The organism is Coprococcus sp. BIOML-A2 (assembly GCF_009875795.1).
Classification (GTDB): Bacteria; Bacillota; Clostridia; order Lachnospirales; family Lachnospiraceae; genus Coprococcus; species Coprococcus aceti.
The window spans coordinates 1-21,380 of the sequence record NZ_WWSI01000003.1 but is presented as its reverse complement, the minus strand read 5'-3'; the positions used below and the strand labels follow the sequence as shown (position 1 = coordinate 21,380).

General features: G+C 42.4%; 23 protein-coding genes. 21 read left to right on the top strand and 2 right to left on the bottom strand.

The window, feature by feature from the left end:
• The 21 genes from miaA to GT575_RS07005 all read left to right on the top strand — a co-directional run bounded on the left by miaA (window position 1) and on the right by GT575_RS07005 (window position 19,250).
• Entirely contained in the window at window positions 1-957 is a 957-nt protein-coding gene (gene miaA / locus GT575_RS07105; RefSeq protein ID WP_192934963.1) for a tRNA (adenosine(37)-N6)-dimethylallyltransferase MiaA, read from the top strand.
• The gene (locus tag GT575_RS07100) at window positions 954-2,240 is read left to right on the top strand and encodes a methionine gamma-lyase family protein (RefSeq protein ID WP_055144461.1); all 1,287 of its coding nucleotides are present in this window, start codon (window positions 954-956) and stop codon (window positions 2,238-2,240) included. The genes miaA and GT575_RS07100 overlap by 4 nt, the downstream gene beginning before the upstream one ends.
• 59 nt (window positions 2,241-2,299) lie before the next feature.
• The gene (radC, locus tag GT575_RS07095) at window positions 2,300-3,028 is read left to right on the top strand and encodes a RadC family protein (protein WP_015534923.1); all 729 of its coding nucleotides are present in this window, start codon (window positions 2,300-2,302) and stop codon (window positions 3,026-3,028) included.
• Window positions 3,028-3,894: a rod shape-determining protein MreC gene (gene mreC, locus GT575_RS07090; RefSeq protein ID WP_070098451.1), complete on the top strand. Its 867-nt coding sequence runs from the start codon at window positions 3,028-3,030 to the stop codon at window positions 3,892-3,894. The genes radC and mreC overlap by 1 nt, the downstream gene beginning before the upstream one ends.
• A gap of 22 nt (window positions 3,895-3,916) precedes the next feature.
• Window positions 3,917-4,426, top strand: a complete 510-nt coding sequence (gene mreD / locus GT575_RS07085) for a rod shape-determining protein MreD (protein ID WP_022216476.1) — start codon at window positions 3,917-3,919, stop codon at window positions 4,424-4,426.
• A complete protein-coding gene (locus tag GT575_RS07080) occupies window positions 4,426-7,263 on the top strand; it encodes a penicillin-binding transpeptidase domain-containing protein (protein WP_161171787.1) in 2,838 nt (945 codons plus the stop codon). The genes mreD and GT575_RS07080 overlap by 1 nt, the downstream gene beginning before the upstream one ends.
• A gap of 46 nt (window positions 7,264-7,309) precedes the next feature.
• Window positions 7,310-8,014, top strand: a complete 705-nt coding sequence (locus GT575_RS07075) for a septum site-determining protein MinC (RefSeq protein ID WP_055144455.1) — start codon at window positions 7,310-7,312, stop codon at window positions 8,012-8,014.
• A gap of 25 nt (window positions 8,015-8,039) precedes the next feature.
• The gene (minD, locus tag GT575_RS07070; protein ID WP_022216474.1) at window positions 8,040-8,831 is read left to right on the top strand and encodes a septum site-determining protein MinD; all 792 of its coding nucleotides are present in this window, start codon (window positions 8,040-8,042) and stop codon (window positions 8,829-8,831) included.
• Window positions 8,832-8,847: 16 nt separating this feature from the next.
• On the top strand, window positions 8,848-9,177 hold the full coding sequence (locus GT575_RS07065) for a cell division topological specificity factor MinE (RefSeq protein WP_015534928.1): 330 nt from the start codon (window positions 8,848-8,850) through the stop codon (window positions 9,175-9,177).
• Window positions 9,128-10,291 (top strand): FtsW/RodA/SpoVE family cell cycle protein, encoded by a 1,164-nt coding sequence (locus GT575_RS07060; protein ID WP_015534929.1) that lies wholly within the window; start codon window positions 9,128-9,130, stop codon window positions 10,289-10,291. The genes GT575_RS07065 and GT575_RS07060 overlap by 50 nt, the downstream gene beginning before the upstream one ends.
• Before the next feature lie 10 nt (window positions 10,292-10,301).
• Entirely contained in the window at window positions 10,302-10,697 is a 396-nt protein-coding gene (locus tag GT575_RS07055) for a methylglyoxal synthase (protein ID WP_022216472.1), read from the top strand.
• A gap of 52 nt (window positions 10,698-10,749) precedes the next feature.
• Window positions 10,750-11,745 carry a D-alanyl-D-alanine carboxypeptidase family protein gene (locus tag GT575_RS07050; RefSeq protein WP_242849648.1) on the top strand — a complete coding sequence of 332 codons (996 nt, stop codon included), beginning with the start codon at window positions 10,750-10,752 and terminating at the stop codon, window positions 11,743-11,745.
• 73 nt (window positions 11,746-11,818) lie between these two features.
• Window positions 11,819-12,238: a hypothetical protein gene (locus tag GT575_RS07045; RefSeq protein WP_015534931.1), complete on the top strand. Its 420-nt coding sequence runs from the start codon at window positions 11,819-11,821 to the stop codon at window positions 12,236-12,238.
• Between the two features lie 94 nt (window positions 12,239-12,332).
• The gene (locus tag GT575_RS07040; RefSeq protein ID WP_161171786.1) at window positions 12,333-13,739 is read left to right on the top strand and encodes an HlyD family efflux transporter periplasmic adaptor subunit; all 1,407 of its coding nucleotides are present in this window, start codon (window positions 12,333-12,335) and stop codon (window positions 13,737-13,739) included.
• Between the two features lie 22 nt (window positions 13,740-13,761).
• On the top strand, window positions 13,762-14,457 hold the full coding sequence (locus GT575_RS07035) for a YggS family pyridoxal phosphate-dependent enzyme (protein WP_161171785.1): 696 nt from the start codon (window positions 13,762-13,764) through the stop codon (window positions 14,455-14,457).
• A 12-nt stretch (window positions 14,458-14,469) separates the two neighbouring features.
• Window positions 14,470-15,123, top strand: coding sequence for a cell division protein SepF (locus GT575_RS07030; protein ID WP_015534935.1), 654 nt, complete (start codon window positions 14,470-14,472; stop codon window positions 15,121-15,123).
• Between the two features lie 25 nt (window positions 15,124-15,148).
• Complete coding sequence (locus GT575_RS07025) at window positions 15,149-15,865, top strand: DivIVA domain-containing protein (RefSeq protein WP_015534936.1); 717 nt, start codon at window positions 15,149-15,151, stop codon at window positions 15,863-15,865.
• 32 nt (window positions 15,866-15,897) lie between these two features.
• Complete coding sequence (gene aroB / locus GT575_RS07020; protein ID WP_015534937.1) at window positions 15,898-16,983, top strand: 3-dehydroquinate synthase; 1,086 nt, start codon at window positions 15,898-15,900, stop codon at window positions 16,981-16,983.
• Between the two features lie 23 nt (window positions 16,984-17,006).
• Window positions 17,007-17,525 (top strand): signal peptidase II, encoded by a 519-nt coding sequence (gene lspA, locus GT575_RS07015; RefSeq protein ID WP_015534938.1) that lies wholly within the window; start codon window positions 17,007-17,009, stop codon window positions 17,523-17,525.
• 3 nt (window positions 17,526-17,528) lie between these two features.
• On the top strand, window positions 17,529-18,452 hold the full coding sequence (locus tag GT575_RS07010; protein ID WP_161171784.1) for an RluA family pseudouridine synthase: 924 nt from the start codon (window positions 17,529-17,531) through the stop codon (window positions 18,450-18,452).
• Window positions 18,453-18,635: 183 nt separating this feature from the next.
• Window positions 18,636-19,250 carry a cytidylate kinase-like family protein gene (locus GT575_RS07005; protein ID WP_022216466.1) on the top strand — a complete coding sequence of 205 codons (615 nt, stop codon included), beginning with the start codon at window positions 18,636-18,638 and terminating at the stop codon, window positions 19,248-19,250.
• Between the two features lie 156 nt (window positions 19,251-19,406).
• Here the strand turns inward: GT575_RS07005 and GT575_RS07000 are convergent, their stop codons facing one another.
• Together GT575_RS07000 and GT575_RS06995 are read right to left on the bottom strand one after the other, a co-directional pair.
• Window positions 19,407-20,126, bottom strand: coding sequence for a tRNA 2-thiocytidine biosynthesis TtcA family protein (locus tag GT575_RS07000; RefSeq protein WP_161171783.1), 720 nt, complete (start codon window positions 20,124-20,126; stop codon window positions 19,407-19,409).
• Between the two features lie 30 nt (window positions 20,127-20,156).
• Window positions 20,157-21,221 carry a tyrosine-type recombinase/integrase gene (locus tag GT575_RS06995; protein ID WP_055144446.1) on the bottom strand — a complete coding sequence of 355 codons (1,065 nt, stop codon included), beginning with the start codon at window positions 21,219-21,221 and terminating at the stop codon, window positions 20,157-20,159.
• Between the last annotated feature and the right edge of the window lie 159 nt (window positions 21,222-21,380).

Sequence of the window (21,380 nt, the reverse complement as noted above, 5' to 3'; positions counted from 1 at the left end):
ATGGATAAGAATATGAAACCACTGATAATCCTCACCGGCCCCACGGCTGTCGGCAAGACGTCGCTGTCCATAGGACTGGCAAAGGCGGTGGACGGCGAGATCATATCCGCAGATTCCATGCAGGTATATAGAAAGATGAATATTGGAACGGCGAAGATAGAGCCGGAGGAGATGCAGGGGGTAAGGCATCATCTGATAGATATTCTGGATCCGGCAGAAGAGTTCAACGTTGTGCTTTTCAAGAAATATGCTCTTCGTGCTATGGAGGATATATATTCCCGGGGAAAAATTCCAATCATAGTAGGTGGTACTGGCTTCTATATCCAGGCGCTTTTGTATGATATAGATTTTGAGGAAAATGACAATGATATGTCATACAGGGAAAAGCTGCAGAACCTTGCAGATACCCACGGCAACACATTTCTTCATGATATGCTTGCGGAGGTCGATCCTGAATCCGCCGAGAAAATACATGAGAATAATGTTAAGAGGGTGATCCGGGCTCTGGAATTTTACAAAAAGACGGGCATGAAGATATCTGAGCACAATGAGACGGAGTCCCAGAAGGAGTCACCATATAATTTTGAATATTTTGTGTTAAATGATGACAGACAGAAATTATATGATAGAATAGACAGACGGATAGATATCATGCTTGAGGCAGGGCTTCTGGACGAGGTAAAACTGCTTGTGAGCGAGGGTTACAGCAGGGAGCTGGTGTCCATGCAGGGGCTTGGCTACAAGGAGATAATCGATTATATTCAGGGCAGATGCACTCTGGATGAGGCAGTATATACGCTAAAGAGAGATACAAGGCATTTTGCCAAGAGACAGATCACATGGTTCAAGAGGGAAAAACATGTGACCTGGGTTGATAAAAGTGAGTACGACAGCAAGTCTGAAATATTGTCATTTATGCTGGACAGGCTTCGCGAAAAGGAGATTATACAGAGATGAAAGATATGTTAAAGGATTACTACAGATCACTGAATGTGGATGAAAAGGTGTTTGAATACTGCAACAGTGTGGAGGAGAAACTTAAGGATAGATTTGCAGCCATCGATGCTGTGAGTGAGCTTAACCAGCTCAAGGTCCTTAAGGCCATGCAGGACAACAGATTGTCTGAGGCACATTTTGCAGGCTCTTCGGGTTATGGTTATACGGATGACGGAAGAGATGCCCTTGAGAGGATATATGCAGACGTATTTCACACGGAGGATGCCCTTGTCAGGACACAGATAGTGTGCGGAACCCATGCACTCTGCACGGCCATGTTCGGTAATCTGCGCCCGGGAGATGAGATCCTTGCCATAGCGGGAAAGCCGTACGACACATTGGATGAGATCATTGGTATCAGGGAGTCAAGGGGTTCACTTGCAGAGTATGGTGTCACATATGCCCAGGTGGATCTGTTGCCGAACGGAGACTTTGACATTGATGGAATAAAGAATGCGATCAATAGCCGCACAAGGCTTGTGGAGATACAGAGATCCAAGGGATATGCGGTCAGAAAGACGCTGTCTGTACAGCAGATCGGTGAGGCCATAAAAGCAGTCAAGAGTGTAAATCCTGACATCATATGCATGGTAGACAACTGTTACGGAGAATTCGTACAGGATATAGAGCCGTCGGATGTGGGTGCCGATCTTGTGGTCGGTTCTCTCATTAAGAATCCGGGTGGCGGTCTTGCACCGATAGGAGGTTATATATGCGGAAAGAAGGAGTACGTGGAGAATGCTTCATACAGACTCACAACTCCGGGACTTGGCAAGGAGGTTGGAGCCTCACTTGGCAATACAAAGGCTCTCACTCAGGGACTTTTCATGGCACCTACAGTTACTGCAAGTGCGCTTAAGGGTGCGATATTTGCAGCAAATGTATACGAGGGACTGGGCTTTAAGGCTGTTCCTGACAGCACAGAGGACAGATACGATATTATTCAGGCTGTTGAGCTTCAGACTCCTGAGAGGGTCGTGGCATTCTGTGAAGGAATCCAGGCTGCAGCGCCGGTTGACAGTTATGTAAGACCTGAGCCTTGGGACATGCCGGGCTATGATTCACCGGTCATCATGGCCGCTGGAGCATTTGTGTCTGGTTCATCCATTGAGCTCTCAGCGGATGCACCTATGCGCCCACCTTATGCGGTATATTTTCAGGGGGGACTTACATATCCCCATGCCAAGTACGGCATAATAATGTCATTACAGAAAATGGTAGAAAAAAACCTTATAGTATGGTAGATTAATTAGTCGGCCATATAAAATTTTCTCTGGAGCTTGGAGAGGCGGAAGGAGGAAATATGGATAAAAATTATTGCAAAGAGAATTTTGCAGGAGGACTTTCGGTCTCCATGAAAGAAATGTCGGAGACTGAGAGACCGTATGAGAAGAGCTTTAAGTATGGAGTTGAGGTTCTCACAGATGCTGAACTTCTGGCAGTCATCCTCAGAACCGGAAGCAGGAAGGCAAATGCGCTGTCCACAGCCTACAGGATACTGGATGCCCATCCGGTCCACAAGGGTATAGTGGGGCTTAATTACCTGACTGTGAGTGAACTTGAAGAGATAAGCGGAGTTGGAAAGGTAAAAGCGATACAGATGAAATGTCTGGCTGAGATATCCAGGAGGATGGCCAGGGCTTCATTTAAGCCGTTTTTGTCGTTCCAGTCCCCACAGAGCATTGCGGATTATTTCATGGAGAACACAAGATATCTCGAAAAGGAATACGTGTATCTCCTCATGTTTGATGCGAAGCATAAGCTCATAAAGGATGTCCGCATTTCAGAGGGAACAGTGAACAGTTCGATGTTATCTCCGAGAGAGGTGTTTGTGGAGGCGCTCAGATACGATGCTGTCTATATCATACTTGTGCATAACCATCCATCCGGAGATCCGACTCCGAGCGGTCAGGATATAGATATCACCAGAGAGATGGACAGAGCCGGGGAACTGATAGGGATAGAGCTTTCAGATCATATTATTTTAGGAAATAACTGCTATGTCAGCTTAGCTGAGCGAGGTATTTTATAATGAAACGAAGACGAAATAGGAACAGAAAAAGAATAGAGATCACACCGAGATATTTTTTGCTTGGACTCACAGGCTTTTGCGTTGTGCTCATGCTTGTATCTCTCTTTGCGGGGGGAATATTTGCACCGGTGAGGAATTTTACCAACATATTTGTCCAGCCCATGCAGAAAGGGGTAAATACCATAGGCAGATGGGTTCAGAGCAAAACTGAGGCATTCCAGAATTACGACGCACTGTTAAAGGAGAATGAAACACTCAAGGATCAGCTTGAACAGAGTCAGAAGCAGGTGGCACAGTACCAGCAGAATTCGTATGAGCTCGAACGTCTTCAGGCACTTTATGAGCTTGATCTCCAGTATTACGATTATAAGAAGACTGCTGCCAGGGTCATATCAAAGGATACCGGCGGATGGTTTCAGGTGTTCTATGTCGACAAGGGAACAGATGATGGTGTTGTCGAGGGCTGCAATGTCATGTATGGCAACGGCCTGTGTGGAATAGTCACAGAGGCCGGAAAGGATTATGCCAAGGTAAGAGCCATCATAGACGATACATCAAATGTAAACGGAATGATATTACCATCAGAGGCTATTTGTAATGTTGAGGGAAGTGCCAGCAATTATGAGAATGGCTATCTTATCGCTGAAAACATTGACAAGGACGCAGAGGTGGAAGTCGGCGATCAGGTCGTCACATCCTATGTGTCAAGCAAATATCTGTCGGGAATTAACATAGGGTATGTAACAAAAATAGAGGAAGATTCCAACAATCTTACAAAGACTGCATATATCACTCCGGCATGTGATTTTTCAAAGATACAGGAGGTACTCATAGTCCTCCAGACCAAGAAAACTGTTTCGGAGTAGAAGTAAAGAGGTTAAACAGACATTGAGAAGAGTTATCACACTTGGATTATTAATCATAATATGTTTTGTGCTTCAGTCAGCACTTTTTCCATATATTTCAGTTGCGGGTGCGACTCCCAATCTGATGCTCATCCTCACGGTGTCCTTTGGACTTATGAGAGGTCGAAAAGAGGGAATGCTGGTGGGATTTTTCTGTGGCTTTTTATATGATCTGTACTTTGGCTTTGCCATAGGCCCTTTTATGATCATATATATGCTCATTGGATACTGTAACGGATTTTTCCACAGACTGTACCTCGTAGAGGATGTACTGCTGCCTATCATCATCATAACACTTGATGATTTCATATTTAATTTCATAACATTTATAATATTCTTTGTAATGCGTAACAGACTCAGTTTTGGGCTGTACATGAAGGATATTATTTTGCCGGATATGATATACACAGCCATACTTACGATGATAGTATTCAAGCTGTTTGTCTTTATAAACAAGCGGCTGAAGCGCGCTGAAAAAGGAAGTGAGACATAGTGATCAGAGATATATTAGAGATAATCAAAGATTTTATAGTAGAAAAGTTAAAGAGCCGTATTTTTTATGTCACTCTGTTTTTTTTGTGCCTGTCAGGCGTGCTTGTGTACAGATTGTTTAATCTTCAGATCATAAATGGAGAAAAATATCAGTCCAGCTTCCAGTACAAATCACTTAAGACGGTGTCGGTCAAGGCCACCAGAGGAAAGATTTTCGACTGCAACGGAAAACTGCTTGCATATAACGAATCTTCATACAATCTGAGTTTCACCAGCAATGCAGACCTCACTGAGGCGGCAGACAAGAAGAATATGTCGGTCAATGAGCTAAGAAATGAGATAGTTTATAAGACGATACTTATACTTGAGCAGAATGGAGACAGTCTGTCCGTGGAGCTTCCGATCAAGCTGGATGCAAATGGCAACATGAAATTCACGATAAGTGGCTCACAGCTCAATACATTTTATATGAATGTTTATGGTGCAAGCTCAGTTGATGCCCTCACCGATGCACAGAAGAATGCTACAGCAAGGGAAGTATTTGACTATATGAGAAGTGATGAACTTTTCAATATCTCGGGTGATTATTCGGATGCCTATGTGCTTAAGATCCTTGCCGTGAGATATGAGGTATGGCTCAACAGATACCAGCAGTACATGACAGTGGATATCGCCAACAATATAAGTCAGCAGAGCTATGCTGCGATAACTGAGAATATGGATACACTGCTCGGAATGGATGTGAGTATTGAATCAAACAGAGTATACAATGATGCAATATATTTTTCGCATATAATCGGATATATCGGCAACATTTCAAATGAGGAGCTCGAGGAGTACAATGCGAAGCTTGACGAGAATCAGCAGTATGATTCCAATGATATGGTTGGAAAGCTTGGTTTGGAACAGTCGTACGAGGATCAGCTTCGTGGTGTTGACGGTTCCCAGAAGATGTACGTTGACAACATGGGAAAAGTCCTTGAGATTATAGAAAAGACTGATTCTGTTGCAGGAAACGATATTTACCTCACACTTGACTCTGATCTTCAGAAATACTGCTACAACGCACTTGAAAAGGAATTGTCGTATATTCTCCTTGCAAATCTCAAGAACGTGACGACATCCAAGGAGAAAGAGGATATACCTATAACGGATGTGTACTCGGCATTCTTTGACAACAACATTATAGACATAAAGGCCCTTAGTGCTGCGAATGCAACTGACAATGAAAAGAATGTGTACAACACATTTGTATCAAGCAAGCAGTACACACTCAATGCGCTTTCGGACATTCTGAAGAGCAGTCACACGGAACTGTATAATCTTTCGGATCAGTACAAGGATTATATGGAGTTTATATGCGAGACGCTGAGCTCAAACGGCATATATGACAGCAGTGCAGTGGATAAGGACAGTGACACATATAACAACTATGTAAATGACAAGATATCATTATATGAGTATCTGAAATACTGCATAAGCCAGGGAGTAATAGACATAACCGGCATTCAGACAAGCAGTGATTATTATGATACGGATGAGATATACAATGTTATTGTCGATTATGTACTCAAAGAATTTGAGGATGACTCCGATTTCGACAAACGAGTTTTCAAATATATGATATTATCAGGTGAAATAACAGGTTCCCAGGTAATATACCTGTTATACGACCAGGGAATCCTTAATAGTACAACAGACGAAGATTACGAGGAATTTACGTCAGGTGTCCTCAGCAATTTTGAATTTATTTACAGAAAGATCAAAAAGCTTGAGATAACACCTGCCATGCTTGCTCTTGACCCATGCTCGGGATCCATCGTGGTGGTCGATCCGGCGACAGGAACTGTAAGGGCTATGGTAAGCTACCCAAGCTACGACAACAACAAGCTCACAAATGTGATCGATCCTGACTATTATGCCAAGATAACAGAAGATAAGACGACCCCTATGTACAATCGTGCAACCATGCAGAGAACTGCACCGGGTTCCACATACAAGATGCTCATTGCTGCAGCTGGTCTGCAGGAGGGCGTTATAGACGTTGGATCAGTTATAACTGATTACGGTACATTCTCAAAGGTTGTTCCTTCACCGGCCTGCTGGCTCAGAAGCGGACACGGAACACTTGGTCTCGCTGACGCCATAGAGGTATCGTGTAACGGTTTCTTCTATGAGGTTGGATACCGCCTTGCCACAGACAGCAAGGGAGTATATCAGGATGCACAGGGTATAGATAAGATACAGAAGTACGCTTCGTTATTTGGACTTGACCAGAAGTCAGGTGTGGAGATAGAAGAGATGGATCCGCATGTGTCAGATACTGATGCGGTACGTTCTTCTATCGGACAGGGTACAAATAACTATGCGCCTGTCCAGCTTGCCAGATATGTGACAACCATCGCCAATGAGGGCAACTGTTATGACCTGACACTGGTGAACGAGATAAAAAATATAGATGGAAGAACAGTGTATAAGAGTGACAACGTTCCTAAGAATACAGTTGATCTGACGGACAGCCAGTGGGCGGTCATAAAACAGGGAATGCGTCAGATGGTAAGTGACCACACAAGTCCATCGGCTCTTATAAATCAGATAAATGTCAATGTTGCCGGCAAGACGGGAACAGCAGAGGAGGATACCACAAGGCCGGATCACGCATTGTTTGTGTCATTTGCGCCTTATGAGAACCCTGAGGTCAGTGTAACATGTGTTATTCCACATGGATATACATCGGGTAACGCAGAGGAGCTTGCCGGAATGGTGTACGCATATATGTATGACCCTGACAAGCTTGATACGCTTGACATAACAGGAAACAACCAGATGTCAGATTAATTGAGATACCAAAGATATATCACAGAACCTGTGTGTAGGAAATAATATGACAGGAGCAGATGATATGGATGGTATGGACAGATTATCAATCAAGGCAGACAGATCAGGCATAGTTGTCTATGTACCGGCGGCTATGTCTGTAAATGATATCTGCTGCGATCTGTATTGCAGGATCCTCGATAATATAAGTGCCTTCCAGAAAAAAGGAACTGTATGTATATCTTTCAGGGGATGTACCCTGGAGCGTGGAGACACGGAGGAGATAATCAGTTTTTTAAACAGCATTGATAAGATTCATGTCAGATTTGCAGCTAAACCTGACATAGATCAATATACAGGTTCCGGTGTCCGGGATGATGGGGATCGTGAACCACAACAGGCAAAAGTCAGTATGGCTTTGCCGGATATGACTAAAACGCACAGTGACAATGAAAGACCATATATCTTCCGCGGTGACATAGGGAGAAAGCAGACCCTTGAGATCAGGGGAAATGTCATTATCCTCGGAGATGTTGCCAGGGATGCCAGGGTTGTATCCGGTAAGAATATTGTGGTCGTTGGGGAACTGGCGGGAGCTGCCATAGCGGGTAAGCTGGCGGCTGGAAACAATTTCATAATAGCGATGAGAATGTGTCCACAGCTTTTGCAGATAGGAAAAGCGAAAAGTACAGGAATCAGACTTCCGGGTGCAAAAAGAATGCCAATGATAGCTACGAATGATGAAGGGATCATAAATATAACCTACATATGATAGTAAATTTAGGAGGATTTTTATTATGTGTGAAGTTATTGTTGTTACATCAGGAAAAGGCGGAGTTGGCAAGACGACCACATCGGCGAACATAGGAACCGGTCTTGCGTCCCTCGGGAACAGAGTGGTGATGATAGATACAGATATAGGTCTCAGAAACCTGGATGTTGTGCTTGGCTTGGAAAACCGCATAGTCTATAATCTGATAGATGTAATAGAGGGAAACTGCAGATATAAGCAGGCTCTTATAAAGGCGAGGAACTACAACAATCTGTACCTGCTGCCTTGCGCGCAGACCAGGGATAAGACAGCGGTCAGCCCGGAACAGATCATCAAGCTCATAGACGAGATAAGAGACGAGTATGACTACATAATCATTGACTGCCCGGCCGGTATAGAACAGGGCTTTAAGAACGCCATAGCTGCTGCTGACAGGGCTGTCATAGTGACAACTCCCGAGGTCTCGGCCATAAGGGATGCAGACAGGATAATCGGTCTGCTCGAGGCGTATGGAATTGAAAAACAGCACCTCATAATCAACAGGATAAGATATGATATGGTCAAAAAGGGCAATATGATGTCCGTCGATGATGTGGTTGATATACTTGCAGTGGATCTGCTTGGAGTGATCGCCGACGATGAGGACATAGTCATATCGACAAACAAAGGAGAACCGGTCGTGTGCAGCAACACGAAATCGGGACATGCATATATGAATATATGCAGAAAGATAGTGGATGATTCCCTTGAAGTTGAAGATTATTATTCAGGGAAGAACCGCTCACTGCGTTCGCTTTTCAGACGTAAAAGAGCCTGAAGGGAGGAATATGGGGATGAATAAGATATATTTATATAACACAGGAAGTTATGCCAAAGAAAGGCTTATAAGCATGCTGGCTTCAGACAGGATAGGGTGTAATCCGGATTTCCTGGACGATATGAAGCATACCATAAAGCAGGAGATAGACAGATACATCAATGTAAAGGAATCAGATATCGATATCCAGGTCAAGGAGCGTATGCTAGTGGCATATATTCCATTGTTAAGCGTGGATACAGAGAAGAAGGATAACGAATATACATACAGAACAACAGGACGAGGATCAGTGAATTATGAACTTATTCAAGAAGGATCAACTGAACTTAAAACAATTCAGTCTTGATCAGGATCAAAAAAAATACAGTATACTGGATTACAATTTCAAATTGTTTTTCCTGATAATAGCAGCCATGGCCATGGGTACTGTGATCATAGTGAGCGTAGATGAGACAAAACTCACAAAGCAGTTGATCGGTGCCGGGGTGTGTATACTGGGAATGATAATAGTATCACTCATAGACTATAATTTCATATGCAAATACTATATGGTACTATACGCTGCAAATATAGTGCTGCTGGGACTTGTACTGGTGGTAGGATCAGGTGCGGATTCCCATGGAGCCAGCAGATGGTTCCAGATATCCGATTCATTTACCATACAGCCATCGGAGTTTGCCAAGATAATACTGATAATCTGCACGGCTGTTTTTCTTGAAAAACATGCGGATGATCTGAACACGGCAAAGACGCTGCTGAAGCTTGCAGCTTTCCTTGCAATACCGATCGGACTTATATTTGCCGAGCCGGATCTTTCAACCACGATATGTATATGTGCAACATTGTTTATAGTCATATTTATAGCGGGGCTCTCACTCAAGATAATAGGTATTGCGGTACTGATACTCATACCATTCTTTGGAGGCTTCTTCTGGTATATCCAGCAGGACAACCTGCCTCAGTTTCTGAACGGATATCAGAGACAGCGTATACTTGGACATATGTATGGAGGCGGATCCACCCAGGATCAGCAGAACAACTCGATCATGGCCATAGGATCGGGACAGTTGACCGGTAAGGGGATCAACAGCTCTGATGTGGCAACCGTAAAAGATACAAATCTCATATCTGAGCAGCAGACAGACTTTATATTCTCGGCAGTGGGAGAAGAATTAGGTTTCATCGGAAGTGTTATTATTATTGCAATTTTACTGCTCATAGTGTTACAATGTATTAGGGTTGCTAGGCGTTCCGGTGATAAAAAGGGAATGTATATAGCAACAGGTATGGCAGCACTGGTCAGCATCCAGTCATTTATCAATATTGGTGTTGCCACATCCATACTTCCGAACACGGGATTACCTTTGCCATTCATAAGTTACGGACTGAGTTCACTCGTCAGTTTGTGTGCCGGAATGGGCATGGTTCTCAATATAAATTTGCAAAAGAAAAAGTATTAGGAGGATTTTCATGAATATTGGTTTGATAGCACATGATGCTAAGAAAAAACTGATGCAGAACTTCTGTATAGCATATAGAGGAATTCTTAATAAGCATGAGCTTTACGCAACAGGAACTACCGGAAGACTTATTGAGGAGGTTACCAATCTTACAGTTCACAAATATATTGCAGGACATCTTGGCGGTGAGCAGCAGCTCGGATCACAGATAGAGAACAATGACATCGATATGGTCATCTTTCTGAGAGATCCGCTTCATCCAAAGAATCATGAACCTGATATAAACAACATATTTACATTGTGTGATACACATAATATTCCGCTTGCGACTAATCTGGCAACTGCCGAGCTTCTTATACTGGCACTTGACAGAGGAGATCTTGACTGGCGTGAATTCTACAAGTAAATATATTTCAGCACCGTTATCAGGCTGTTGAATATATTTCGGAGGTTATATTATGTTTAATCAAAGCAGAATAGGAAAATACATGCGAAGAAGTATCTCTTTGATACTTGTGTTGTCGATGGTCCTTCTGACCGGCTGCGGAAGCAAGACCTACAAAGCTGGAAAACAGCTCGACATAGGTGTGTTGCCTGATCTTCCGGTGTATGGGGAGCTCGGAATGGCATACGATAACGCTGTGATAGCACAGGGCGAGGAGATAGATGCCGCAAACTACAACGGATGTTATGCCGCTATGCTTGTCGATGAGACGACCAAGGATACCATAGTGGCTCATAATGTACATGGAAAGATATATCCGGCAAGTATGACCAAGATCATGACAGGTATACTCGTTATGGAGAGCATAGAAAAGGGAGATATATCCCTTGACGATGTGGTAACTCTCAACAGAAAGGTAACATTTGACGATTGGGATGCCATGGCCAGTGACCTGGTCGGAGGCTGCAGCCTGACGGTCAAGAACCTGCTGTACGGTCTCATGATAACATCATATAATGACTGTGGTGTTATACTTGCAGAGCTGATAGCCGGCAGCGAATCAGCATTTTGTGACATGATGAATGAAAAGGCGAAGGAGATCGGTGCGACAAATACCCACTTTGTCAACTGTCATGGACTTCACGACGATGACCATTACACTACAGCGTATGATCTGTATCTTATAATAAAGGAATTTTCAAAGCATGACCTTGCGTATGTGATAGATTCACTTGATACATATGATTTCACATACACGGATGCAGATGGCAATGAACAGGTGGTAACCATAGAGCCGACAAATGAATTCTTAACTGGTGAGGTAAATTTTCCAGATGGATACTCGATAGGTTCGTGGAAGACCGGAACCACAGAGGAGGCACTCAACTGTCTTATCATGGAGCTTAAGAACGATTCCACCGGTGAAGAGTATATTGCTCTTGTAGCCGGAGCAGATGGAAAAGAGGCACTGTACAGCGCCATGACTGAACTTATAAATAAGGCAAAGTGATGTGTGTATCTGACATATATGATACGGACATTATTTGTATAAATTTTACATCAAGATTCAGGAGGCATGAAAAATGATTCACATTATTGCAGGAGATAAGGGTAAGGGAAAGACAAAGGCACTGATAGATAAGGTCAACAATGAAGTAAAGGTTGTTTCCGGTACGGTAGTATTTCTTGATAATAACAACAAGCATCTCTATGAGCTCAGCAACAGAGTCAAGATGATCAACTGTACAAGCTATGGAATTAGCAAGCTGGATTCGTTCACCGGATTCGTGCGAGGAATAATCTCCCAGAACAGTGATATTGAGAAGATTTATATAGATAATTTTAAGACGGTTGCATACGTTGGAGAGTCACATATCGTTGAGGCATTGGACGAGATAAAGAACATATCCGATATGTTCAATGTTGATATAGTGATCTGTCTGGCAACAGATGTCAATGACGTACCAGAGGATTTCAAGGACTGCGTTATTGCGGCATTATAAGCTGGATGCCGCCTTATATTTCAGATAGAATGTGGTTGGCATATGTATGTTGCCAGCCATTTTCTGTGCCAGAGTAAATTACGGGAGACATATTATGGCGACAATAAAACGAAAAAAACAAAAGACAAAGATCGAACTTCCAAAGCTCAAAATGCCGGGCTTTGGAACATTCCTTTTTGCACTCGTATTCATATATATACTCATCAGGGTCGTTGCGTATGTTAATGATTCTGATCCGATAATATTCACGGTTGAGCAGAGTACGTACGATACTGATTTCACGGCTACAGGGCTTGCGGTAAGAAGTGAGACTGTCATAACCGCCTCGGCGACGGGAACACCATGCTACTATATAAGAGACGGCGAGAAGGTATCCAAGGGTGCAAATATATATGCCATTGACAGCTCGGGCTCCATGCAGGCAGCAATGAGCGATATGCAGGAGAATGGTTCAGCACTTCTCACGAGCGCAGATTACATAAGTCTGAACAATCAGATAAAGATGTTCAAAAATGGATTTTCGGCATCCAATTTTGGTAATGTATATAATTTCAAGACAAGCATCGACAACAAGCTTTTAGAGCTCTATGAGGAGCTTGCTCTTGAGCAGGTCAGCAATGGTTCTTCATCATTTTCACTTGATGCCCAGAAGGCGCCATTCAGCGGACTTGTCACATACTATCAGGATGGATATGAGAGCGTCGATGTGAAGAATCTGACACCTGAGTTTTTTGATAAAACTGTGTATACAAAACAGTCACTCAAGTCAGATAGCCAGGTTTCTGCGGGCAGCGCTGTATGTAAGCTTATCAACGATGAGGAATGGAATATTGCCATATCGCTCAGCAAGGATGAATTTGACAAGGTTACACAGAATGAATACGCTTCATTTACCATCAATAATTCGAGCAGAAAGATCAGATCGACATACGATAAGATCGAAAAAGATGGTCATTATTATATAGTGGTATCATTCAACAAATATATCGCGCAGTATGTAAATGAAAGATTTCTGGACATCAACTTCATGTTCGAGGAATCCAGCGGTCTGAAGATACCGGCTTCATCCGTAATAACAAAGGATGTATATATGATACCTGTGGATTACCTGACAGGAGGCAGTGGTGATTCAGATCTGACTCATTTTAATCAGGTAACATATGGCAATTCGGGAAGCACTTCAATAAAACAGATATCACCGATAATATATTTTACCGACAAGAGATTCTGTTATGTTGATCCGTCAAGTATAGATTCAGATGCGGTACTGCAGAAGAATAATTCCAAGGAGACATTTTCCGTTGCCACAGCCGCCAAGTATACGATGGATGGTGTTCTGTGTGTATCAAGAGGAACTGCGGAATTCAGAAGAATAGAGGTTATCGTATCGGGTGATGATTACTCGATCATCAAGCCGGATCTTTCATATGGAATATCCAGATATGACAGAATATTACTGGACGGACATTCCATGAAAGAGGGAGAGCTTATATATCAATAGTACAGACACAGGAGATGATAATATGCTTAAAGAAAATTACGAAAAAGTAAAAGAGAACATAGTCAGGGCATGTGAAAAGGCCGGCAGATCACCGGAGGATGTCACTCTGATCGCCATTAGCAAGACAAAGCCTTTGTCAGATATAGAGGAATTGCTCAGTGATACGAATGCCGTTGATTTTGGTGAGAATAAGGTTCAGGAGCTTGTGGACAAATACGAGAATGTCTCAAGACCTGTAAACTGGCATATGATAGGTCACCTGCAGACGAACAAGGTAAAATACATTGTAGATAAGGTGTGTATGATACACTCCGTTGATTCGTTAAATCTTGCCAAAACCATTGAGAAGGAGGCTGCAAAGCATGATGTCACAGTCAATATTCTCATTGAGGTAAATGTTGCACAGGAAGAAACAAAATTTGGACTGTCATGCGACGAGGTACTTCCGCTTATCCAGGAGATAAAAGATTTCCCTCATATCAGGGTTAAGGGTCTTATGACTATCGCTCCATTTGTGGATGATCCCGAGGACAACAGGGTCTATTTCCGCAAATTGAAAGATTTATCACTTGACATACAATCTAAAAGCATTGATAATATCGATATGAGCGTCTTGTCGATGGGTATGACAAACGACTATGAAGTTGCAGTTGAAGAAGGTGCAACGTTGGTTAGAGTTGGCACGGGAATATTCGGTGCCAGAAATTATAATATTTAAAGGAGAACAATCATGGCAAAGGGAAATACAAAGAAAAGTTTTCTTGATTATTTCAAATTAAGTGATTCAAGCGACGATGACTTTGATGATGATTTGTTTGATGAAGATGAAGATGACTATGAAGATGAAGACGATATGGACGATCGCTTAGACGATGAGTACGATGATGAGGATGATTACGATGCGCCTCAGACAGAGTCCAGAGTGAAGGCTTCACCGCTCAAGTCCTTTAATAAGTACAAAGGTTCTGCATCATCTGACAATGGATCGGCCAGATCAAAAGCTGCAAGATCTTCTCATGGTCAGCAGTCAGGAGCAGGTAATGGAAAGCTCGTATCGATCAACAGCAGATCCAGAGCAATGGATGACAGTGAAGTATTTGTTATCAAGCCGGACGAGTTTGACGATGCGCAGATGATAATCGATCATCTCAATCGAGGACAGATAATCGTAATAAACATGGAGGATCTTGATCTTCCAACTGCACAGAGAATAGCGGATTTCATTGGAGGAGCAAGTTATGCTGTGGATGGTCTGTTTCAGGCTATTTCGGGCAACATATTCCTTGCCACACCTAATGGAACCTACGTATCTGGTGATTTAAGAGAGGAATTGGCTGGAGGATCTCTTCAGGGGGAAACTCTTTCAAGTAAGGCAACTTATTAATATATGTTTTTACGGGGGATTACATATGCTTACACCAGTTGATTTACAACAGAAGAAGTTCACGCATGGAATGGGATATGCGCGAAAAGATGTAGATGCATTTTTTGACATAGTTGTGCTCAGCTACACAGAACTGTATAAGTCCAATGCAGATCTTACCAATCAGGTGAAAACTCTGACTGACAGTTTAGTACATTACAGAACAACCGAGTCAAAGCTCCAGAAATCTCTCATGCTAGCAGAGAAGAATGCTGAGGAGTCTACAAAGAACGCCACTGATAAGGCGAGACTGATAGAGAATGATGCCAAGATCAAGGCTAATAATATAGTGCAGGAGGCCAGGGAGGAGCTTGAGCGCATAGAGGGAAGTATTGATGGAATAAAACAGCAGTACAAGGACTATGTATGTGCATTCAAGGCTCTGATGGAAGCCCATATGAATTACCTTGCCCAGAATCCTATCAATGAGGAGATGGGACTTAATTTCGACGATGTATTAAGCGAGGGCAGTTCAAATGCTTCTTATTCACAGTCGACACAGAGCGCAGCTATGAATTCGTTTATGAACTCCTATGACGGCGATCCACAGGGCCGCGAGGAATCAACTCTCGGATCAGGAGGCGGCTCAGCCATGGGTGATTCAACACTTGGCGGTGCCGGTGGCGGAAGTGTTACAAGTGATTCGTCTGTATACACAAAGAATCTTGGCGGTAAGTCATTTGTTAATCCATTTGGAAACTAACAATATATTTTATACTAATGGAGAATGTTTATATGTGTAATGCACTCACAGTTCATCTGAATGATGAACCAATCTATGACATTTTCTTTGCAAACGATTTTAATTCCCTGCCTGAGCTTTTAGCCGGACAGGGAATTGCTGATAGAAGGGTATGTATCGTTACAGAGAGTAATGTTGCGCCTCTTTATCTCGATGAGATCAGGAATCAGCTTGATGGAAAATGCAAAGAATTGATATCTATTATATTTGAGGCCGGTGAGTCTCAGAAGAATCTTGATACAGTAAAGATGATCTACGAGAAGCTTATTCTTGCAAAGTTTGACAGAAAAGATCTTCTGGTGGCTCTTGGAGGCGGCGTGACGGGCGATATAACCGGATTTACTGCTGCAACGTATCTCAGAGGCATAGACTTTGTACAGATACCTACAAGTCTTCTGGCACAGGTGGACAGCAGTATTGGTGGAAAGACAGGCGTTGACTTTGATTCATATAAGAACATGGTCGGAGCCTTTCACATGCCAAAGCTTGTGTATATCAATGTGTCAACACTCACCACGTTATCCGATGAGCAGTTTATTTCGGGAATGGGAGAGATCATAAAACATGGACTCATAAAGGATTCTGCATATTTTGACTGGCTTATAGAAAACCACGACAGAATACTTGCAAGGGATAAGGATGTCCTGATGGAGATGATCAGGGTGAGCTGCAACATCAAGAGAGTTGTTGTGGAGAACGATCCTACGGAGAAGGGCGACAGAGCTCTGCTCAATTTTGGACATACTCTTGGACATGCCATAGAGAGATACCTCGACCTTAAGCTGAGTCATGGGGCATGTGTCGGCATCGGATGCTGCCTTGCGTCTGTTATCTCATACAATAGGGGTGACATCACAGAGGACGAGCTTCATAAGATCATACATGCATTTGATATGTTTGGTTTCCCTACTCTCAAGGACTACCCTGTCGATGCAGATGCTGTCATAGAGTACACTAAGAACGATAAGAAGATGGTTGGGGACAAGATAAAATTTATCCTTCTTCACACTATTGGCGATGCATATATCAATACCAATGTCGTTCCTGATGATATGAAAAAGGCATTTGAGTGGCATTGATGTTCAAAGGAGGAACGGATATTATGAAAAAGAGAATACCGATGGCTATACTTGCCATTATTATTCTTACAGCTTTAGATCAACTGGTGAAACATCTCATATCAACCAACTTTCAGGTTGGACAGACAAGGAAAATAATCGATGGAGTTTTCCAGCTCAACTATGTTCAGAACAGAGGTGCGGCCTGGGGAAGTTTCTCAGGTAAGATCGTTTTCCTGCTTGCGATAACATTTGTTATCCTGCTTGCGGCTATATATGTATACATCAGGCTTGCAGGCAATCAGGAAAAGAAATATACACCGCTCAGGATATCACTGGTATTTCTCATATCGGGAGCTGTCGGCAATATGATCGACAGAGTTGCCCGTGGATATGTGGTTGACATGTTTGACTTCTGCCTTATTAACTTCCCGGTATTCAATGTCGCAGATATATTTGTCACATGCAGTTTTATTGTTATAGTTATTCTGGTGCTGTTCAAGTATAAGGATGATGAGCTCTCAGAGATCATACACCAAAAACAGACAGATGGACAGGAATAGTATATGGAAGAATATAACATCGAAGCCAGCGGCGACTGGGCAGGGAAAAGAATAGACAAGGTTCTCAGCGGGTATTTCAGCGATTATTCGAGATCTTTCATAAAGAAGTTATTTGATGACGGATATATTCAGGTCAACGGTAAGGCTTCAAAGCCGAGCTACAGTGTACGTACCGGAGATATTTTTGATATATCTGTGCCGGATCCGGTCAGCATTGACATTGAGCCTGAGAATATACCGCTCGACATCATATATGAGGATGATGACGTGATACTTGTGAATAAACCAAAGGGAATGGTGGTCCATCCGGCACCGGGACACTACAGTGGGACTCTGGTCAACGGACTGATGTACCATTTTAAGGATTCCCTTTCCAGTATAAATGGAGAATTCAGGCCGGGAATCGTTCACAGGATAGATATGGATACAACAGGTGTACTTGTGGTGTGTAAGAACGATAATGCCCATAGATCATTATCTGAGCAGCTTCACGAGCATAGTATAACCAGAAAGTATTATGCCATAGTCCATGGAAATATCGCACAGGATGATGGTACTGTGGATGCGCCGATCGGAAGAAGTCCTAAGGATCGGAAGAAGATGGCGATCAATACCAGAAATGGCAGGCATGCCGTCACACATTACAGGGTTCTGGAGCGTTTTGGAGGAAAGTATACCTTTATTGAGTGTCAGCTTGAGACCGGCAGGACACATCAGATCCGAGTTCATATGGCATCCATTGGACATCCCATACTTGGGGATGAAGTTTATGGACCGAAGAAATGTCCGTTTAAGCTGCAGGGACAGACGCTGCATGCTGGTATTCTCGGTTTTGAACATCCCTCAACCGGGGAATACGTTGAGTTCAAGGCTGATCTGCCGGAATATTTTGAAGATCTTATAAAGAAGCTAAAACTGTTAAATTAATATAATGTAACAAACGAGTATAGACAATTGTCACAAATTACGTGCAATTGTCTATACTTTTTTATTTACAGTTTATTGTATAAATGTTATAATAACCCATATAGGAATTTAAGTATTTTGTACATAAGTAATATATTTTGATATTTCTTACATGGAGAATACGAGAAGATGGGAGTGGTTACTATGGCAGAGAAGAAGATTATTACTATAGGTAGACAGTTCGGAAGTGGAGGCAAGCAGATCGGAGAAGCTCTTGCAGAAAAGATGAACATACCATTTTACGACAAGGAGTTACTTAAAGAGGCAGCAAAGAACAGTGGAATATGTGAAGAGATTTTTGACAGCTTTGACGAAAAGCCTACGAATAGCTTTCTTTACTCACTGGTGATGGATCCATATTCACTGGGATTTGGCAATTCAACAGAGCTTCCTCTCAACCACAAAGTTTTCCTTGCGGCATTTGACACCATCAAGAATCTTGCAGAGAAAGATGGTTCATGTGTATTTGTCGGCAGATGTGCTGATTACGCACTCAGGGATCTGGACAACGTGGTGAATATATTCCTGTATGCAGACATGGATGACAGAACAGCCAGAATCGCCAAGAAGTACAACATAAGTGAATCGAAGGCCAAGGATATGATCAAGAAGGAAGACAAGGCCAGAGCTTCATATTACAACTATTATACATCCAAGAGATGGGGCGAGATGAAGGGATACGACATATGTATCAATACTTCGAAGTACGGCATAGATAAGACGATAGATCTGTTGTATGACATTGTAAATAATTATTGATCTCAGTCATGATTATTATTGAAAATTGTAATATATCATCATAATAATGTCATTATAAAATCTTGTATATAAAAATGACAGTAGGTTGTTTGTTAAACGCTTACTGTCATTTTTGTTTTGTGATTGGATTCATTTTTTATATCCATAAGCTATTAATCAGTGCCTTGACCATCCGTCTATTCCGGCACCCTCGATGGAGGAAAATATACGATCTTTTACATCAGGCACGCGTACTTTGAGTTCGTCTATAATGTCTTTGCTTTCCTGACGCTTTGTGACGCCGTCAGCGGGACAAGGGTTCTTGCAGACTGGAAGATCGTTGGCGCGTGCAAATGCTCTTATTTCGCCTTCCAGGACGTATATAAGAGGTCTTATGAGTGTGACACCTGATTTCTCCAGATGAGTGACAGGAGAGAAGGTGTGAATGCGCCCCTCATACAGCATGGACATCAGGAAGCTGTCTATAACGTCATCCTTGTGATGGGCATATGCGATCTTGTTGCAGCCAAGTTCTGCAGCACAATCATTGAAGGCTCCTTTACGCATACGGCTGCAGAGTGAACATGGATTAGGTTCCTTCCTGTAATCGAAAACGATCTCGCCTATATGAGTTTTGCAAACCGTGTAATTGACTCCAAGTGACTCGCAATATTCCTTAAGTCTGGACGTGTCAAAATCCTTAAATCCAAGATCTACGGTTATAGCTTCAATTTCAAATGGTATGGGATAAAACTTTTTCAGTTTGGACATTGCATATAAAAGTGTCAGACTGTCTTTGCCTCCGGATATTCCTATGGCTATCTTGTCACCGGGACTGATCATATCGTAATCAGTTATAGCTCGTCTTGTATATGATAAAAGCTTTTGTGATTTCATAAAAATACTCCTTAAGTTAACATAATATTATTATGGTTTAATTGTGCGTTTTTCACGAAGCTGTACTTCGTTCCTGAAACGACGTTTTCTGTCCTCATCCATATCAGCGTAGTGTTTTCTTGTTGTATTTACATCCGAGTGGCCTAATACGTCCGCCACCAGGTATATGTCGTCTGTAGCCCTATAAAGCTCAGTGCCAAACGTACTCCTGAGTTTGTGAGGTGTTATATGCTTTAAAGGAACGGAGGTAAGAGAGTATTTTTTTACAATATTCTCAACTGATCTGACAGATATTCTTTTTAATTGACCGGACAGAAATAACGCATCCTCATGGCCTTTTTCCGGTATCAGTTTTTTCCTTTCATCAAGATATTCAAGCAAAGCTTCACTTGCCTCATCACTGAAGTATACGTATGCCTCCTTGCCACCTTTTCGAACGATCTTAATCCGCATATTATCGAAATCAACGTCACGTATATCAATTCCAACGCATTCGGATACACGCATGCCGGTGCTGAGCATAAGTGATAAAAGCGCTAGGTCACGGACTTTATTTTTCTCATGATATTTTTTCTGGCGTTCAGTCAGGCCGCTGCCATACTCAACATTATCAAGAAAATCTGCAACCTCGTTTGGCTCCATTCGTATAATTTTCTTATCGTGTATCTTTGGCATGTCGACCTTTTCTGCAGCGTTTGAGCTTATACGGTCGTTTTTATACAGGTATGCAAAAAATACCCGGAGTGCAGATAATTTGCGTTTTAACGCCTGTTCACCGTTGGTGTATGTACGTCCGTTTTTAGTGTAAAGCTTCATGGCATGCAGGAACTCCTCGATGTCCTCGGCCTCAAGTCTGCTGAGATCCTCAGTAGTAATATCAAGTGGAGTTTTATCACGAAAGAATGGGTTATTTTCACATAAATACTCGTAGAATGTTTTTATATCCCTGGCGTAACCAAGGCGTGTTCTTGTGGATGTAGTATTCTCAATTCCACGAAAAGCGATCGTTGCGTATTGTGGTAACTCGGAAAGAATATCTCTGAGCAATAATATATTATTCTCATCGACCTGTTTGTTGTATGGCTTGGCTGGCATCGTTATATTTGAAACCTCCTGATATATGTTAATTTGTGGGCATATTCATGTATATGACTAAATGGATTATAGCATAATCTAAGCTTGAATGACAAAGTTAATGCAACTAAATCATATTCATATTACGAATTAACCCCTACATTCGCATTTTAAGGCATT

Coding starts and splice junctions, on each gene's coding strand:
- GT575_RS07065 (WP_015534928.1), top strand. CDS start 8,848: ATGAATAAGATATATTTATATAACACAGGAAGTTATGCCAAAGAAAGG.
- GT575_RS07045 (WP_015534931.1), top strand. CDS start 11,819: ATGATTCACATTATTGCAGGAGATAAGGGTAAGGGAAAGACAAAGGCA.
- GT575_RS07005 (WP_022216466.1), top strand. CDS start 18,636: ATGGCAGAGAAGAAGATTATTACTATAGGTAGACAGTTCGGAAGTGGA.
- GT575_RS07010 (WP_161171784.1), top strand. CDS start 17,529: ATGGAAGAATATAACATCGAAGCCAGCGGCGACTGGGCAGGGAAAAGA.
- GT575_RS07100 (WP_055144461.1), top strand. CDS start 954: ATGAAAGATATGTTAAAGGATTACTACAGATCACTGAATGTGGATGAA.
- aroB (WP_015534937.1), top strand. CDS start 15,898: ATGTGTAATGCACTCACAGTTCATCTGAATGATGAACCAATCTATGAC.
- GT575_RS06995 (WP_055144446.1), bottom strand. CDS start 21,221: ATGCCAGCCAAGCCATACAACAAACAGGTCGATGAGAATAATATATTA.
- minD (WP_022216474.1), top strand. CDS start 8,040: ATGTGTGAAGTTATTGTTGTTACATCAGGAAAAGGCGGAGTTGGCAAG.
- GT575_RS07075 (WP_055144455.1), top strand. CDS start 7,310: ATGACAGGAGCAGATGATATGGATGGTATGGACAGATTATCAATCAAG.
- GT575_RS07040 (WP_161171786.1), top strand. CDS start 12,333: ATGGCGACAATAAAACGAAAAAAACAAAAGACAAAGATCGAACTTCCA.
- GT575_RS07030 (WP_015534935.1), top strand. CDS start 14,470: ATGGCAAAGGGAAATACAAAGAAAAGTTTTCTTGATTATTTCAAATTA.
- GT575_RS07035 (WP_161171785.1), top strand. CDS start 13,762: ATGCTTAAAGAAAATTACGAAAAAGTAAAAGAGAACATAGTCAGGGCA.
- GT575_RS07025 (WP_015534936.1), top strand. CDS start 15,149: ATGCTTACACCAGTTGATTTACAACAGAAGAAGTTCACGCATGGAATG.
- mreC (WP_070098451.1), top strand. CDS start 3,028: ATGAAACGAAGACGAAATAGGAACAGAAAAAGAATAGAGATCACACCG.
- GT575_RS07060 (WP_015534929.1), top strand. CDS start 9,128: ATGAACTTATTCAAGAAGGATCAACTGAACTTAAAACAATTCAGTCTT.
- GT575_RS07055 (WP_022216472.1), top strand. CDS start 10,302: ATGAATATTGGTTTGATAGCACATGATGCTAAGAAAAAACTGATGCAG.
- radC (WP_015534923.1), top strand. CDS start 2,300: ATGGATAAAAATTATTGCAAAGAGAATTTTGCAGGAGGACTTTCGGTC.
- GT575_RS07050 (WP_242849648.1), top strand. CDS start 10,750: ATGTTTAATCAAAGCAGAATAGGAAAATACATGCGAAGAAGTATCTCT.
- miaA (WP_192934963.1), top strand. CDS start 1: ATGGATAAGAATATGAAACCACTGATAATCCTCACCGGCCCCACGGCT.
- lspA (WP_015534938.1), top strand. CDS start 17,007: ATGAAAAAGAGAATACCGATGGCTATACTTGCCATTATTATTCTTACA.
- GT575_RS07000 (WP_161171783.1), bottom strand. CDS start 20,126: ATGAAATCACAAAAGCTTTTATCATATACAAGACGAGCTATAACTGAT.